Raw genomic sequence first — 15,036 nt, forward strand, 5'->3', positions numbered from 1 at the left:
ATGCGCGAGATCAATAAAAGAGACTGCCCCCTTTCGGAGTAATAGCTTATACAATGCTTTGAGATAATTTGAACGTAGACGGTGGCACCCTTCGACGCTAGCATTAACAGTTATAACTGCAACGTATCTCAAGGATTTGTCCTCATTATGACCCGACTGATTCGCCTGCTGCCCCTGGCGGCACTGGTTCTGACCGCATGTACCGTCACCCAACCTAAAGGCCCGGGCAAAAGCCCTGATTCACCGCAGTGGCGTCAGCACCAGCAGGACGTCCGCAATTTGAGCCAATACCAGACCCGTGGTGCCTTCGCTTATCTCTCTGATGAACAAAAAGTGTATGCGCGTTTCTTCTGGCAGCAAACCGGGCAGGACAACTATCGCCTGCTGCTGTTAAACCCGCTGGGCAGCACCGAACTGGAGCTTATTGCCAAACCGGGTGAAGCGCAGATCACCGATAGCAAAGGCCAGCACTATACCGCCACCGACGCCGAAGAGATGATCGGCAAGCTGACCGGAATGCCTATTCCGCTGAACAGCCTGCGCCAGTGGATCCTGGGCCTGCCGGGTGACGCGACCGACTACCAGCTTGACGACCAGTACCGTCTGAGCCAGGTGAACTACACCCAGAACGGCAAAACCTGGAAAGTGGTGTACAGCGCCTATGACAGCAACACCAGGCCTTCCCTGCCATCCAACATGGAACTGACCCAGGGTAGCCAGCGCATCAAGCTGAAAATGGACAACTGGATCGTTAAATGATGACCCACTGGCCTTCTCCGGCAAAACTGAACCTGTTTTTATACATCACCGGACAGCGTGCTGACGGATATCATACCCTGCAGACGCTGTTTCAGTTCCTTGATTACGGCGACACGATCGCGATTGGCCCGCGTCAGGACGGCGAGGTTTGCCTGCTGACGCCGGTTGATGGCGTGGCGCATGAAGATAACCTGATCGTGCGCGCTGCACGTCTGCTGATGAAAACGGCGTCGGACACCGGTCGTCTGCCGGCAGGAAGCGGCGCGGATATCCGTATTGAGAAGCGTCTGCCGATGGGCGGTGGACTGGGCGGTGGCTCATCAAATGCCGCCACCGTGTTGGTTGCCCTGAATCACCTCTGGGGCTGCGGATTATCTCAGGATGAGCTGGCAGCGTTAGGCTTAACGCTGGGGGCGGACGTCCCGGTCTTTGTGCGCGGTCATGCGGCGTTTGCTGAAGGGGTGGGCGAAATACTTTCCCCGGTAGAGCCGCCGGAAAAATGGTACCTGGTGGCCCACCCGGGCGTCAGCATTCCGACCCCGGTCATCTTCAACGATCCTGACCTGCCACGGAATACCCCGGTGCGGTCAATAGAAACGTTATTAAATTGTGAATTCAGCAACGATTGCGAGGTTATCGCAAGAAAACGTTTTCGCGAGGTTGATGCGGTGCTTTCCTGGCTGTTAGAATACGCGCCGTCGCGCCTGACTGGCACAGGGGCCTGTGTCTTTGCTGAATTTGACACCGAATCCGCCGCTCGTCAGGTGCTTGAGCAAGCGCCGGTTTGGCTGCATGGTTTTGTAGCACGTGGGATGAACACCTCCCCCCTACAGCAAGCCATTCTGGCGCAGACTGAGTTTCGGTGACAACGTCACCCTGTTCCAGACGTTGCATCGCGCTCTTTAATACACCGCCTGGATAGCATTTCGCCTGGCCCGCACAGTTTGCGGCGAACGCTATCCACCACTGGACGCATGCCTGAGGTTCTTCTCGTGCCTGATATGAAGCTTTTTGCTGGTAACGCCACCCCGGAACTAGCACAACGTATTGCCAACCGCCTGTACACTTCCCTCGGCGACGCCGCTGTAGGTCGCTTTAGCGACGGCGAAGTCAGCGTACAAATCAATGAAAATGTACGCGGTGGTGATATTTTCATCATCCAGTCCACCTGTGCTCCAACAAATGACAACCTGATGGAACTGGTTGTTATGGTCGACGCCCTGCGTCGCGCTTCAGCAGGCCGTATCACTGCTGTTATTCCTTACTTCGGCTATGCCCGTCAGGACCGTCGAGTCCGTTCCGCGCGTGTGCCAATCACTGCCAAAGTTGTCGCTGATTTCCTCTCCAGCGTTGGCGTTGACCGTGTTCTGACCGTTGACCTGCATGCAGAACAGATCCAGGGCTTCTTCGACGTTCCGGTTGATAACGTATTCGGTAGCCCAATCCTGCTGGAAGACATGCTGCAGCTGAATCTGGATAACCCAATCGTGGTTTCTCCGGACATCGGCGGCGTGGTACGTGCTCGTGCTATCGCTAAGCTGCTGAACGATACCGACATGGCAATCATCGACAAACGCCGTCCACGCGCTAACGTTTCTCAGGTGATGCACATCATCGGTGACGTTGCTGGCCGTGACTGCGTGCTGGTTGACGACATGATCGATACCGGCGGTACGCTGTGTAAAGCAGCAGAAGCGCTGAAAGAGCGTGGTGCCAAGCGCGTATTCGCCTACGCGACTCACCCGATCTTCTCCGGTAATGCAGTAAACAACCTCCGCAACTCCGTTATCGACGAAGTAGTGGTGTGCGATACCATCCCACTGAGTGACGAGATCAAAGCGCTGCCAAACGTGCGCACCTTGACCCTGTCCGGGATGCTGGCCGAAGCGATTCGTCGTATCAGCAACGAAGAATCTATCTCAGCAATGTTCGAACACTAATCGAACACGGCCGAAAAACCCGCTGCGGCGGGTTTTTTTGTCTCTGATATTTATTTGTATGATCAATGCCTCCTTCACCTGCCATTCACATGACAGATGATGCGCACACGGATGAGAGATAATTGTGAAACACGTAACCTCCTCACATGTTCTTCCCTTTCGCGCCCTCATCGACGCTTGCTGGAAAGAGAAATACACCGCTTCACGTTTTATGCGTGACCTTATTGCCGGTATCACCGTCGGGATTATCGCCATTCCGCTCGCCATGGCACTGGCAATTGGCAGCGGCGTAGCACCGCAGTATGGGCTTTACACGGCGGCCGTCGCCGGGATTGTGATTGCGCTAACGGGCGGGTCTCGCTTCAGCGTTTCCGGCCCGACAGCCGCATTTGTGGTGATCCTCTATCCCGTTTCTCAGCAGTTTGGCCTGGCAGGCCTGCTGGTCGCCACCCTGATGTCCGGCGTCTTTTTGATCCTGTTTGGTCTGGCCCGTTTTGGCCGGCTGATTGAATACATTCCCCTTTCCGTGACGCTGGGGTTCACCTCCGGGATTGGCATTACCATCGGGACAATGCAGATCAAGGACTTCCTCGGCCTGCAGATGGCCCACGTCCCTGAACATTACCTGCAAAAAGTCGGGGCGCTGTTTATGGCGCTCCCCACCGCCAACCCGGGCGATGCCGCCATCGGGATTGTTACCCTGGGCACACTGATTATCTGGCCTCGTTTAGGCATTCGTCTGCCTGGCCACCTGCCCGCCCTGCTGCTGGGCTGTGCCGTGATGGCCATCGTTAATCTCTTTGGTGGCCACGTCGCGACCATTGGATCTCAGTTCCACTATGTTCTGGCTGACGGTTCACAGGGAAGCGGTATTCCTCAACTGCTACCGCAACTGGTACTGCCATGGGATATGCCGGGTTCCAGCTTCACCTTAAGCTGGGACTCCCTGCGCGCCCTTCTGCCCGCGGCCTTCTCAATGGCGATGCTGGGGGCCATTGAATCCCTGCTCTGTGCCGTCGTGCTGGACGGCATGACCGGCACCAAGCATAAAGCCAACAGCGAACTGGTTGGGCAGGGTCTGGGCAACATCATCGCCCCGTTCTTTGGCGGTATTACGGCAACAGCAGCCATCGCCCGCTCTGCGGCAAACGTACGTGCCGGGGCGACGTCGCCGGTATCGGCAGTTATCCACTCCGTGCTGGTGATCCTCGCCCTGCTGGTCCTCGCTCCTCTCCTTTCCTGGCTGCCGCTTTCAGCCATGGCTGCCCTGCTGCTGATGGTGGCGTGGAACATGAGCGAAGCACATAAGGTGGTCAATCTGCTGCGTCGCGCACCGAAAGACGACATCATCGTGATGCTGATTTGTATGTCGCTGACCGTGCTGTTCGATATGGTTATCGCCATCAGCGTCGGGATCGTGCTGGCCTCCCTGCTGTTTATGCGCCGTATAGCGCAGATGACGCGCCTTTCCCCGGTTAACGTAGAGGTACCTGACGATGTGCTGGTGCTGCGTGTGATTGGCCCGTTGTTCTTTGCTGCCGCGGAAGGTCTGTTCAGCGAACTGGAAACCCGTATCGTGGGCAAACGCATTGTGGTGCTGAAATGGGATGCCGTGCCGGTGCTGGATGCGGGTGGTCTGGATGCCTTCCAGCGCTTCGTTTCGCGTCTGCCGGAAGGCTGCGAACTGCGGGTGAGTAATCTCGAATTCCAGCCGCTGCGCACCATGGCGCGCGCTGGCGTGCAGCCGATCCCTGGCCGCCTGGCCTTTTATCCTAACCGTGAAGCCGCGTTAGCGGATCTGTGAATGCCCTGATGCAGAGAAACGTCTCTGCATCATCACGGCTATCGCCTGCTGGAGCCATACAAGCACGGCAGGCGTCATCCATGTTCCTTTCATCAGATGCGGCTCCTGCTGCATGGCAACGCGAAACTTTTGCTGGGTTTCAGGATTCGTTCCCGCGTATGACTGGAACAATACCCGCCAGTGTTCAGCGAGCATTTGCGCCTCGCCGGAAGACGGGTCAAGGTTTTCCCGCTGTGCCTGATGCAATTTCGCTACCAGTGGCGGCCACTCCATCATGCGATCAAAATAGTGTGCGCGGGTAAAGGTCATCTCTTCTGCAGAGAGATACTTTTCCCAGATGGCAAGCTTCGATTCGGCAAACGCCCGCGTAATATAGTCAGTCATTTCCGCCGTAATACCCGTCTGCTCACGCATCTGAGGCTCGACGCTGTGCATCTCGTTCAGCCGGGTGAGAAATTCCGGCTTACCTGCCGTATCCTGCTCCAGGCGTGACATCCAGCGCGTCGCCAGATCCCTGGCACGGGGATCCGAAACGTCGATATTATGCTTCAGCAGGCTATTTGCCTCAGCAACCAGACTTGACCAGATATCCGCAAGTGCCTCCTTCTGTACGGCAAACGGCAACTGCTGTAACTCCTCTTTGCTAAACCAGCGTTCGTACATATTCATTAACTCCAGAGTCTGTAGCCAGGATTCCAGATTGGGTGCCGCATCGTCGGTAAGCCCGGTACGCAATTCCACCAGCCTCTCGCGCAGTGTCAGCATGCTGCGAAGTTGCTTATCCAGCAAACTGATTTGCGCATCGAGTAATTCGGTTAACGACAGCGACTCCTGTTTCAGAAAATCCCTGATTTCAGCAAGTTCCAGCCCGGCTTTTGCCAGCACCTGAATCATATGCAGACGTTGCACATCCGCCAGATTATACAGCCGGTAACCTGCCGCACTTCTGGCAGAAGGCAGTAACAACCCTGTTTGCTCATAGTGATGCAATGTTCGCACGGTGATCCCGGCACGTTTCGCGAGTTCACCCACCTGAATCAACATAACTGCTCCTTTTACTTTGCCAGTGGCACCACTTTGAAGCCTTACGTTACGTGAGGGTCAACCTTTCATGCAAAAAAAAACGACTCCATGAGGAGCCGTTTCGGTGTTCTTTCGTCGTAGCACGTTAGCTGTGTTTGTGCTGGTCCCTGCGGCAGCGCTTATCGTAATGGCGCACCCACCAGTATTTATCGCAGACTTCTTCATGACCACTCACGCGCGCACCGGCAAGCCATAGCACTGCACCAAGGAAGATACTCAATACCGCGCCATGCGCAAAGTATTGCGGAAGGTCAAGCTGCGGCAATTGGTTTAAAATTGAATAACCCACGCCAGCGACCATCACAAACAGTCCCAACCCCATCAGCACATTACCGAGTATCGAAGCGTTTTTGCGTTTCATATGTCACCTCCGGAACTTTGGGTTGTAAGGGGAAAAGCCCCTGATCCTTGTGTGTAAAGTATAGACAACGGCTCTTTTATGAGTTGCGTGAATGATCACATTTACAGATAACTCCCAGACAAAAGTTTACAAATAAGACATTGAACAGCTTGAAATTCTAATTGTTCAGATAAGTAATTATTCATATCTCGCGGTTCGGGCAGCAGAATTTTGTCAAGCGGCGCGTCAGACAGTAAACTACGCGCCAGATCTGGAACCCATTAGGAATTGAATCGTGACGATTAAACTGATTGTCGGCCTCGCGAACCCAGGCGCAGAGTACGCGGCGACCCGCCACAATGCCGGTGCCTGGTACGTTGATCTGCTGGCCGAACGGTTACGTGCTCCCCTGCGTGAAGAACCAAAATTCTACGGGTATACCTCACGTATCAATCTTGCTGGCGCAGATGTCCGTCTGCTGGTGCCCACCACCTTTATGAACCTGAGCGGCAAAGCTGTTGCAGCCATGGCGACGTTTTATCGCATTAACCCGGATGAAATTCTGGTGGCCCACGATGAGCTGGACCTGCCCCCCGGTGTGGCAAAATTCAAACTGGGCGGTGGTCATGGCGGTCACAATGGTCTGAAAGACATTATCAGCAAGCTGAGCAATAACCCCAATTTCCACCGTTTGCGCGTGGGAATCGGCCATCCGGGCGATAAAAACAAAGTTGTCGGTTTTGTGTTAGGTAAACCGCCGGTTTCTGAGCAGAAACTGATTGACGAAGCGGTCGACGAAGCGGTGCGCTGCACCGAAATCTGGCTGCAAGATGGCCTAACCAAAGCGACAAACCGCTTACACGCTTTCAAAGCGCAATAATCCGCCCGATACGGCTTTTTTACCGCGCGTGATGCGGGTTACGTGTATAATAGGCGTAGTTATTTACTTTTCATCAATCGGTTATCGTTAACGGATTGATTATCAAGATATTAAGGTGATTTAGAAATGGGATTCAAATGCGGTATCGTCGGTCTGCCAAACGTGGGCAAATCCACCCTGTTCAACGCGCTCACCAAAGCAGGTATTGAAGCGGCGAACTTCCCGTTCTGTACCATCGAACCGAACACCGGCGTTGTGCCAATGCCCGATCCGCGTCTGGACCAGCTCGCGGAAATCGTGAAGCCGCAGCGCATTCTGCCGACCACCATGGAGTTCGTGGACATCGCGGGCCTGGTGAAAGGTGCATCCAAAGGCGAAGGCCTCGGTAACCAGTTCCTGACCAACATCCGTGAAACGGAAGCAATTGGTCACGTTGTCCGTTGCTTCGAGAACGACAACATCATCCACGTCAACAACAAAGTGGATCCGGCTGACGACATCGACGTCATCAACACCGAGCTGGCACTGTCTGACCTCGACACCTGTGAACGCGCTATTCACCGCGTGCAGAAGAAAGCCAAAGGTGGCGACAAAGACGCGAAAGCAGAACTGGCTGCGCTGGAAAAATGTCTGCCACAGCTGGAAAACGCGGGCATGCTGCGCGCGCTGAAAAACCTGACAGAAGAAGACAAGGCGGCGATCAAATACCTGAGCTTCCTGACTCTGAAGCCAACTATGTACATCGCCAACGTTAACGAAGACGGTTTCGAGAACAACCCATACCTGGACAAAGTGCGTGAAATCGCGGCGGCTGAAGGTTCAGTGGTTGTAGCGGTTTGCGCTGCCGTTGAATCCGACATTGCAGAGCTGGACGACGCTGACCGTGACGAATTCATGGCCGAGCTGGGTCTGGAAGAGCCGGGCCTGAACCGCGTGATCCGCGCAGGCTATGAGCTGCTGAACCTGCAGACCTACTTCACCGCTGGCGTGAAAGAAGTGCGTGCGTGGACGATTCCTGTCGGTGCGACTGCGCCTCAGGCGGCCGGTAAGATCCACACCGACTTCGAGAAAGGCTTCATTCGTGCGCAGACTATCGCGTTTGAAGATTTCATCACCTACAAGGGTGAGCAAGGCGCGAAAGAAGCAGGCAAGATGCGTGCGGAAGGGAAAGATTACATCGTTAAAGATGGCGACGTGATGAACTTCCTGTTTAACGTTTGATTTATTTTGAATGAAAAAAATCCACGCTTAGGCGTGGATTTTTTATTGCGAATCTATCAATAGATAACTAGTTTTCCCGCAGGCCAAGTTCCTGACCATCCACAAGGCATATGACCAGCTTCATAAACATTAATCAATCCGTCAAAAAAGAACGGCTCTCGTAGTAAAGAACCATACGCATCTTCAAGCAAGTAATTCACCAGATCCCATTTTAAGTTCTCAATCATTGAGCTTTTCTCAGACTCTGGGAAGATTATTTTTGGGATAATATCATTCTCCACCACTTTCTTAGCCTCTTTGACCAAAGAGTTCCAATATTGATAATTGTTAGTATGTTTCTTTGCGAGATAACCTGTTATTTCATTGCCTGCTTCCAATGTGGCACTTTCCCATTCATCGCTATTCAAGCCTTTTATAAATAAGCTAAGAGACTGAACCTGGATAACCCCAGGGAGGGTCGTCGCCACACCAAGATTAACAAACCAATTAATTTTGTTTAACCTGTCTATTGCTAACGGGGATATTTTCATGATTTAACCTGATTTATTCTTCCTGGGATCCCAGGTACGTTCATACCACCAAGCGCACCATGTTGTATTCGATTTTGAATACTATATCTGACTGCTTCTTTCACCTGATTTGCTGGTAAACCAGCAGCCTCCAGTGAATGCTTCAATGCCTGAGTATAATGGAGATTGGAAGGCATTTCTCGGTATGAAGCTCCGCCTTTCCTAAATTGATTCCAAAACTGTTCTAAAGATTTATGAGCTTCATAATGTGGAGTACCTGGTTGAGTGAACGCATTACCTTCTAATTTTATCGCTGCTCCACTATTAGTAGGAATAATGTCACGGAATGCAGTATCCTGATATAAGTGATGTGATTGTCCAGGGCGTAAGTCATTTTTAAACTTCCATGAGGACCTAAAATCGGACCATCTTCCGTAGACTTGCATTTCAACCCCCACGGATCCACCCACCCCAGCGCATTCGGCGCATACTGGTAAAGGTTTATCCCCCCCGCCAGCCCTATCGGGTCCTGCTGCGTAAACCTTCCGCAGTCCGGGTCGTAATACCGGAACAGATTGTAGTGCAGCCCTGTCTCACGATCCAGGTATTGCCCCTGCATGCGCAGGTTCTGAGAATATCCTGATACCTGCGTTTCACTTTCCCGCAGTAGCTTGCCCCAGGCACTGTTCACCCCTTCCCAGCGCACCTGCCCTTCGCTATCCGTCATCCGCTCCGGCGTACCGTTGGGCTGGCAGTGGAACCAGAAGATTTCCGGGGCATCAACGCCGTCGATACGCGCCAGCGGATCGTAGCTGTCCTGATCGCTGTAGACGTAGGTCAGCGGCACGTCCCCGTGCACTTCCTGCAGCAGACGGAAACCTTCCCAGACAAACCGGGTGGTGACCGGCTTTCCGGTTGGCTGTCCGCCCAGCATCTGGCGTCGCGTTTTGCTGATGCGGCGACCGAGCGGATCGTAGCGGAAGCTGACCTGCGTCTGCGGTTTGTTGCGGTCCCGCGGCTGGCTGATGACTTCCGTCAGACGGTGCTCACCATCGTAGCGGTAGTGCCAGCGGGTCTGGCCGTTATCCTTCTCCATGGTGCGGCCGTGGATATCATAGCGCCAGCGAATGCCGTTCAGCTACGTCAGACAGTTGTGCGTGACTTTCTCAGCAGAACCTTCGAGCAGTGAAGGTTCTGTAGTGGTAGCGGTTTGCGCCGCGGTTGAATCCGACATTGCAGAGCTGGACGACGCTGACCGTGACGAATTCATGGCCGAGCTGGGTCTGGAAGAGCCGGGCCTGAACCGCGTGATCCGCGCAGGCTATGAGCTGCTGAACCTGCAGACCTACTTCACCGCTGGCGTGAAAGAAGTGCGTGCGTGGACGATTCCTGTCGGTGCGACTGCGCCTCAGGCGGCCGGTAAGATCCACACCGACTTCGAGAAAGGCTTCATTCGTGCGCAGACTATCGCGTTTGAAGATTTCATCACCTACAAGGGTGAGCAAGGCGCAAAAGAAGCAGGCAAGATGCGTGCGGAAGGGAAAGATTACATCGTTAAAGATGGCGACGTGATGAACTTCCTGTTTAACGTTTGATTTGTTTTGAATGAAAAAAATCCACGCTTTGGCGTGGATTTTTTTATTCCGGGGTTAAAACACATTTTCCAGGAGTTCTGTTTTCATGCTGGGTTCAAAGGGAATGATTTCAACAGTCGCAAGCTTTAACTTCTGAAAAGGATCCTCGCGTAAGCGCTCTTCAAGAGAGGCAAGACTCTCGCACTTAGCGAGAATGACACCACCGTTTCTTGGGATCCGTCTACCGGGCGCCAGAAAAATCCCCTCTGCATACCCCTTTTTTAGCCACTCAACATGAGCAGATATCGCTGCGTCGATTTCATCGAGTGGTTTTATATAGGTCAAAATGACAATGTAAACCGTGCTCATCCTTTGCCTCTTAACTCTGTTTTTTTAAATCGCTTGTTGGAACTGCTGATACAGTCCCTGTTTTGCCACCGGTTATAGTTATCATTTTTTTTAGCGCTTTTGATCTTAATATGCAGGGCCCGATTGAGACAACGCGTTACGCTTCATATCCCAGGAATAAAACCAATCATGCCAACCATTTTGTTTTGCTGGATAGCTACAGAAAACGACCACTTCCTTTGACAGATTGAATGTTAAGTAATAGAAAGTCGCACCTTCAGGAGGTGCAGATCAAAATAATTTTTCGCCCTGAGTATCGAAGATGGTCAAAACGGTTGGTAATGGCTTAGACTCGCTTAACGCAAAGACTAACTGGCGTGTTGAGTCGACCATTGCATGGTCTAAAAATGGCATACTAACCACTCTGTTACTTTCACCACTAGCCCAATGAAGCAGGTTATTTTCTTTAAAATAAATGAGATTTTCAATCATTGGTAAACCTCAACTTTTAAAGTTTGATCTTTTTCAAATCACCTTCAAAAAGCCCCACAAGATATACCCGGTATCGTGCTGGTTGCACTTCTTTATACGTTAATACACTAGAAAAATCTTTCAAACACTTTGAACATGTATTTTTCGAAACATCTAATTGGCTATCGTCGTAGCTATATCTCTTATGTTCACTAACAAGCTTCACACCTCTCATTTTCTTAACCAAAAAGCTTTTTACCTCTTCAGTAAGCGTGTCAAACTCATATGAGTTTACGATAGAGTAGACTATTACCCCGTCACATTCAGGGCATGATATTTCCTTTCCATACTCTATGAAATCATTGTCAATGCCATCGAGGACTAATAACTTCTTTTTAAGTCGATTAGTTATTTTCATTTCCTCTATAACTTTTATCTCCAATAATAACAAGTAAGATTAAAAGTAAATGGATGATGTTATTAGTCAATAACTTAATTTAGGCAAGCCTTGATTATTGATTATATTGAATTCCAAACTATATATATACCATGGTTGAATGACTTTGTCTCATACGAGACAGAAATTCGGCCCCATTCATAATCCCATCTAATCATTTCTGTTTTCGTAATATCAGGAACCCCTAAATTCAGAGAAAGGCTTAGCCAATCAGACAAGCTTTTCACTGAGTTATTTAGCATGTTAATATTAGTTCTCGTATCCCAGTCCTTTAGGGATTTATAATATTCACTATCTTTATCGACAAGATGAACCATAAAAGGAAAACCAAAACATATTGGCCGTATGTTAATTTCAAATTCTTTATCGCAAAAAAACACCGGATCAATAAGATATTGATAAGGCATGTATTTCTTTACAGCATTAAACGTATTTAGTTTGTGATAAAGTTTACTGTTGCAAAATCCTTCTTCAGTATCAATCTCTAAAGTTAGACCATCGAAAATTAGCTTTCCCGTTTTCGCATTAAAATTTAAGTTTATCATATATCTATAATCTTTCCTGGGGTTAAAAGATGTCTCGATTCCTCTGGGATAAAGAACTGAAGTCCTCCCCCATCTCCATACAACTTATTGGCTGCAGCTCTACCGTAAGCAACATCTATGTCTTCGCTTACATAGAAAGCCCTTAATTTCGTACGTACAGGCCATCGAGGATCTAATTTTACCTGTAACGCTTGATGATAACCCAAAGGATCGCCTCTATATTGATTGACTGTTGGGAATGTCACAGTATATGAGGGTTGTTGATTCCCATTCGGGTAAAGAGCATAAAGAATTGTACCTTTTTTCAGCTTCCTATTCTTATAAACATCAACACCGGGATAATCATCATTTCCAGGGCCTTGCCACTTCGTTGCTTCTTTAGATGGATCCTTACATTTACGACTCAACCCCCACGGATCCACCCATCCCAGCGCATTAGGCGCATACTGGTAAAGGTTTATCCCCCCCCGCCAGCCCTATCGGGTCCTGCTGCGTAAATCTTCCGCTGTCCGGGTCATAATACCGGAACAGATTGTAGTGCAGCCCTGTCTCACGATCCAGGTATTGCCCCTGCATGCGCAGGTTCTGAGAATATCCTGATACCTGCGTCTCGCTTTCCCGCAGCAGCTTGCCCCAGGCGCTGTTCACCCCTTCCCAGCGCACCTGCCCTTCGATATCCGTCATCCGCTCCGGCGTGCCGTTGGGCTGGCAGTGGAACCAGAAAATCTCCGGGGAATCAACGCCATCGACACGCGCCAGCGGATCGTAACTGTCCTGATCGCTGTAGACACAGGTCAGCGGCACATCCCCGTGCACCTCCTGCAGCAGACGGAACCCTTCCCAGACAAACCGGGTGGTGACCGGCTTGCCGGTTGGCTGTCCGCCCAGCATCTGGTGTAAAGGAAATGAGAACATCCGCACCTTGTTTTGTATATTTAACTTCATAATTACCAGCTTCTAAAGTAATAAACTCATCTGACATAGCTTCGGAGTCATCAGGATCAAGGGCGCCGCCCGTAACATTCTCCCCCGCCCCGATGAAAACTTTCCCAGAAGATACGCTTAAGAATTATGCAACTGTATACTCACCAACATCGTATCTAATATTGACATTATAGGTTCCGTCACCACCAAGATTGGAGATAACATATTGCATTTTTATTTCTTCATCTTTTGGTAGACTGCACCAATCTACATCCTCATTAATTCTATGCTTTAATAGCATCAAATCATAAATAACTAATACGGCAGTATCGGTTTCTATAGTTATAAATTATCAAGTAATAAATGAAGGGATTAGGTTAAAAATAGGTATAAGCCCATCTGGCACTCAAAAATCTAACAATATGTTTTTTATAAGCTAATCATCATAACATGCTGCGGTAAAAATAAAAGACCGAAAAACACAAGCTACTCACCGACCTGCATATTAGTTAATTATACTTTCTATAGATTTTACAACGCTTTTATAAAATTGAATCGACTCCTCACCTATTAGTATATTCTCAATCGGCGAGTCTACTGCCACGCCATAATGATCATATATTTTATTTCTAACAGGGTTTTTAAAATAATGTTGAGGTAAGACATCCACTTCGCGCATGTCGATAGTTTTAAACGTTACGAAATAACCGTTTTTCCAACATGAATTATCAGTAATAATTGGCGACAGCAGCAAATTATCTTTTGGCAATACAGCATCTTCTTGAAGCGAAGATGTAAAATAGTTATATATATATATAACTATGGCATTCTTGAACGGGCCGACATCTATTTTACCCAAAGAGACCATGCCATAGCCTAACCGACCATCATTTAACTGAAAGTAAAAAACATCGCCTTCTTTAGGCCATTTTTTTTGATTTTCTTTTGCTGGCACTATAGTAAGTCTATCGGCCATTTTCCATTAACCCTATTATTTAAGCCAATTTCCGCCACACATAATAGCATCCGAGTATAACTTTCTTGTCGGACTTATGCTATTGATAGAATTTTAAAAGTGGGGATTATTGTGAATAATTTCTGGTTCTCTGATCCACGCATGACCGCAATTTAACAGTTCTTCAGTAATTCTAACTATTTTGTCGAACATTTCACCAAGTCACCAAGCTGTACAGCACGGATATCTACATCCTTAGTGATCCCTACATAGATAGGTCTGACATCTTTATATCTTAAATACACATGGGTATTATTTCCACTTTTTTCTTTTAATCCACTCAGCAAAAGACATGCTTCTCATTGATCGTTTAGGGCATCCGTTTTTGCAAACGGTTAAACCAACAGGATCCACCCACCCCAGCGCATTCGGCGCATAGGAGTAAAGGTTTATCGCCCCACCAGCCCTATCGGCCCCTGCTGCGTAAACCGCCCGCTGTCCGGATCGTAATACCGGAACAGATTGTATGCAGCCCGGTCTCACAGTCCAGGTATTGCCCCTGCATGTGCAGGTTCTGAGAAAATCGTGATACCTGCGTCTCAGCTTCCCGCAACAGCTTTCCCCACGCGCTGTTCCCTCCTTCCCAGCGCACCTGCACTTCGCTATCCGACGTCCGCACGGGCATGCCGTTAGGCTGGCAATGGAACCAGAAGATCTCCGGGGTATCTACGCCGTCAATTCGTACCAGCGGATCGTTGCTGTCCTGATCGCAATAGACATAGGTGAGCCGCACATCCCCATGCACCACCTGCAGCAGGGGGAACCCTTCCCAGGCAAACCGGGAAGTGACTAGCATGCCAGTTGCCATCCAGCATCTGATATCGCGTTTACGCCAGCGAATGCCATTCAGTTGCGTCTTACAATTATTAACGACCTACTACTTAGCAGAATCTTCGAGCGGGTTATCTGCTGCATGACAGCGGCGCTGGCGACGGGCATTGCCGACAAAGACGTCCCGACTATACAGTTGGCCCATGCGATCGTACTCGCTGCGGGTGGTCAGAAGCCTTGCGTACGGCTGATCTCACGGTGGAGTACGTCGCGAGTATACTCACCGCTAATCGAGAGCAAGGCGCAAAAGAAGCAGACAAGATTCTTGCCGAAGGGTAGGATTATATCGTTCAGATGGTGAATTGCTGAACTTCTTATTTAACGTTTAATTTGTT

13 protein-coding genes and 5 pseudogenes are annotated in these 15,036 nt (G+C 50.0%); 7 read left to right on the plus strand and 11 right to left on the minus strand.

Annotated features, from left to right (window positions below):
* Positions 1-147: 147 nt before the first annotated feature.
* The 4 genes from lolB (at position 148) to dauA (ending at position 4,503) form a co-directional block, all read left to right on the plus strand.
* The gene (lolB, locus tag AM379_RS21340; protein WP_106504202.1) at positions 148-759 is read left to right on the plus strand and encodes a lipoprotein insertase outer membrane protein LolB; all 612 of its coding nucleotides are present in this window, start codon (positions 148-150) and stop codon (positions 757-759) included.
* On the plus strand, positions 756-1,625 hold the full coding sequence (gene ispE, locus AM379_RS21345; RefSeq protein ID WP_106504203.1) for a 4-(cytidine 5'-diphospho)-2-C-methyl-D-erythritol kinase: 870 nt from the start codon (positions 756-758) through the stop codon (positions 1,623-1,625). The genes lolB and ispE overlap by 4 nt, the downstream gene beginning before the upstream one ends.
* Before the next feature lie 126 nt (positions 1,626-1,751).
* Positions 1,752-2,699, plus strand: a complete 948-nt coding sequence (prs, locus tag AM379_RS21355) for a ribose-phosphate diphosphokinase (RefSeq protein ID WP_003856663.1) — start codon at positions 1,752-1,754, stop codon at positions 2,697-2,699.
* A gap of 124 nt (positions 2,700-2,823) precedes the next feature.
* Positions 2,824-4,503, plus strand: coding sequence for a C4-dicarboxylic acid transporter DauA (gene dauA, locus AM379_RS21360; RefSeq protein WP_047356819.1), 1,680 nt, complete (start codon positions 2,824-2,826; stop codon positions 4,501-4,503).
* Here dauA and AM379_RS21365 read toward each other — a convergent pair.
* Positions 4,489-5,547 (minus strand): MerR family transcriptional regulator, encoded by a 1,059-nt coding sequence (locus tag AM379_RS21365; protein ID WP_106504204.1) that lies wholly within the window; start codon positions 5,545-5,547, stop codon positions 4,489-4,491. The two genes, dauA and AM379_RS21365, sit on opposite strands and share 15 nt — an antisense overlap.
* Positions 5,548-5,671: 124 nt before the next feature.
* Complete coding sequence (gene ychH / locus AM379_RS21370) at positions 5,672-5,947, minus strand: stress-induced protein YchH (protein ID WP_014170506.1); 276 nt, start codon at positions 5,945-5,947, stop codon at positions 5,672-5,674.
* Positions 5,948-6,221: 274 nt separating this feature from the next.
* Between ychH and pth the strand changes: the two genes are divergently transcribed.
* Complete coding sequence (gene pth / locus AM379_RS21375; protein WP_106504205.1) at positions 6,222-6,806, plus strand: aminoacyl-tRNA hydrolase; 585 nt, start codon at positions 6,222-6,224, stop codon at positions 6,804-6,806.
* Positions 6,807-6,932: 126 nt separating this feature from the next.
* Positions 6,933-8,027: a redox-regulated ATPase YchF gene (gene ychF, locus AM379_RS21380; RefSeq protein WP_006175915.1), complete on the plus strand. Its 1,095-nt coding sequence runs from the start codon at positions 6,933-6,935 to the stop codon at positions 8,025-8,027.
* Positions 8,028-8,083: 56 nt separating this feature from the next.
* Here the strand turns inward: ychF and AM379_RS21385 are convergent, their stop codons facing one another.
* Both AM379_RS21385 and AM379_RS21390 read right to left on the minus strand, forming a co-directional pair.
* Positions 8,084-8,557 carry a hypothetical protein gene (locus AM379_RS21385; protein WP_106504206.1) on the minus strand — a complete coding sequence of 158 codons (474 nt, stop codon included), beginning with the start codon at positions 8,555-8,557 and terminating at the stop codon, positions 8,084-8,086.
* Between the two features lie 415 nt (positions 8,558-8,972).
* Positions 8,973-9,719, minus strand: a pseudogene (locus AM379_RS21390) (RHS repeat domain-containing protein); the annotation flags it as partial.
* Here AM379_RS21390 and AM379_RS21395 point away from each other — a divergent pair.
* Positions 9,709-10,131, plus strand: a pseudogene (locus AM379_RS21395) (DUF933 domain-containing protein); the annotation flags it as partial. The pseudogenes AM379_RS21390 and AM379_RS21395 overlap by 11 nt on opposite strands.
* Positions 10,132-10,185: 54 nt before the next feature.
* Here the strand turns inward: AM379_RS21395 and AM379_RS21400 are convergent.
* The 7 genes and pseudogenes from AM379_RS21400 to AM379_RS21435 form a co-directional block, all read right to left on the minus strand.
* Positions 10,186-10,479: a YciI family protein gene (locus tag AM379_RS21400; protein WP_106504207.1), complete on the minus strand. Its 294-nt coding sequence runs from the start codon at positions 10,477-10,479 to the stop codon at positions 10,186-10,188.
* Between the two features lie 270 nt (positions 10,480-10,749).
* Positions 10,750-10,950: a hypothetical protein gene (locus tag AM379_RS24450; protein ID WP_236900308.1), complete on the minus strand. Its 201-nt coding sequence runs from the start codon at positions 10,948-10,950 to the stop codon at positions 10,750-10,752.
* Positions 10,951-11,448: 498 nt separating this feature from the next.
* Complete coding sequence (locus AM379_RS21415) at positions 11,449-11,931, minus strand: hypothetical protein (protein WP_032678355.1); 483 nt, start codon at positions 11,929-11,931, stop codon at positions 11,449-11,451.
* Positions 11,928-12,831: pseudogene (locus AM379_RS24230) on the minus strand (RHS repeat-associated core domain-containing protein); the annotation flags it as partial. The pseudogene AM379_RS24230 and the gene AM379_RS21415, both read right to left, overlap by 4 nt.
* A gap of 31 nt (positions 12,832-12,862) precedes the next feature.
* Positions 12,863-13,156, minus strand: a pseudogene (locus tag AM379_RS24265) (DUF6386 family protein); the annotation flags it as partial.
* Positions 13,157-13,360: 204 nt separating this feature from the next.
* Positions 13,361-13,831: an Imm26 family immunity protein gene (locus AM379_RS21430; protein ID WP_032678356.1), complete on the minus strand. Its 471-nt coding sequence runs from the start codon at positions 13,829-13,831 to the stop codon at positions 13,361-13,363.
* A gap of 291 nt (positions 13,832-14,122) precedes the next feature.
* Positions 14,123-15,007 (minus strand): annotated as a pseudogene (locus tag AM379_RS21435) (RHS repeat domain-containing protein); the annotation flags it as partial.
* Between the last annotated feature and the right edge of the window lie 29 nt (positions 15,008-15,036).

Origin of the sequence: Enterobacter cloacae complex sp. FDA-CDC-AR_0132 (assembly GCF_003010695.1) — a bacterium.
Classification (GTDB): domain Bacteria; phylum Pseudomonadota; class Gammaproteobacteria; order Enterobacterales; family Enterobacteriaceae; genus Enterobacter; species Enterobacter ludwigii.

Excerpts from the sequence above, each read along its gene's own strand:
- lolB (WP_106504202.1), top strand. The coding sequence starts at position 148 with ATGACCCGACTGATTCGCCTGCTGCCCCTGGCGGCACTGGTTCTGACC.
- ispE (WP_106504203.1), top strand. The coding sequence starts at position 756 with ATGATGACCCACTGGCCTTCTCCGGCAAAACTGAACCTGTTTTTATAC.
- AM379_RS21365 (WP_106504204.1), bottom strand. The coding sequence starts at position 5,547 with ATGTTGATTCAGGTGGGTGAACTCGCGAAACGTGCCGGGATCACCGTG.
- ychH (WP_014170506.1), bottom strand. The coding sequence starts at position 5,947 with ATGAAACGCAAAAACGCTTCGATACTCGGTAATGTGCTGATGGGGTTG.
- ychF (WP_006175915.1), top strand. The coding sequence starts at position 6,933 with ATGGGATTCAAATGCGGTATCGTCGGTCTGCCAAACGTGGGCAAATCC.
- AM379_RS21385 (WP_106504206.1), bottom strand. The coding sequence starts at position 8,557 with ATGAAAATATCCCCGTTAGCAATAGACAGGTTAAACAAAATTAATTGG.
- AM379_RS21400 (WP_106504207.1), bottom strand. The coding sequence starts at position 10,479 with ATGAGCACGGTTTACATTGTCATTTTGACCTATATAAAACCACTCGAT.
- AM379_RS24450 (WP_236900308.1), bottom strand. The coding sequence starts at position 10,950 with ATGATTGAAAATCTCATTTATTTTAAAGAAAATAACCTGCTTCATTGG.
- AM379_RS21415 (WP_032678355.1), bottom strand. The coding sequence starts at position 11,931 with ATGATAAACTTAAATTTTAATGCGAAAACGGGAAAGCTAATTTTCGAT.
- AM379_RS21430 (WP_032678356.1), bottom strand. The coding sequence starts at position 13,831 with ATGGCCGATAGACTTACTATAGTGCCAGCAAAAGAAAATCAAAAAAAA.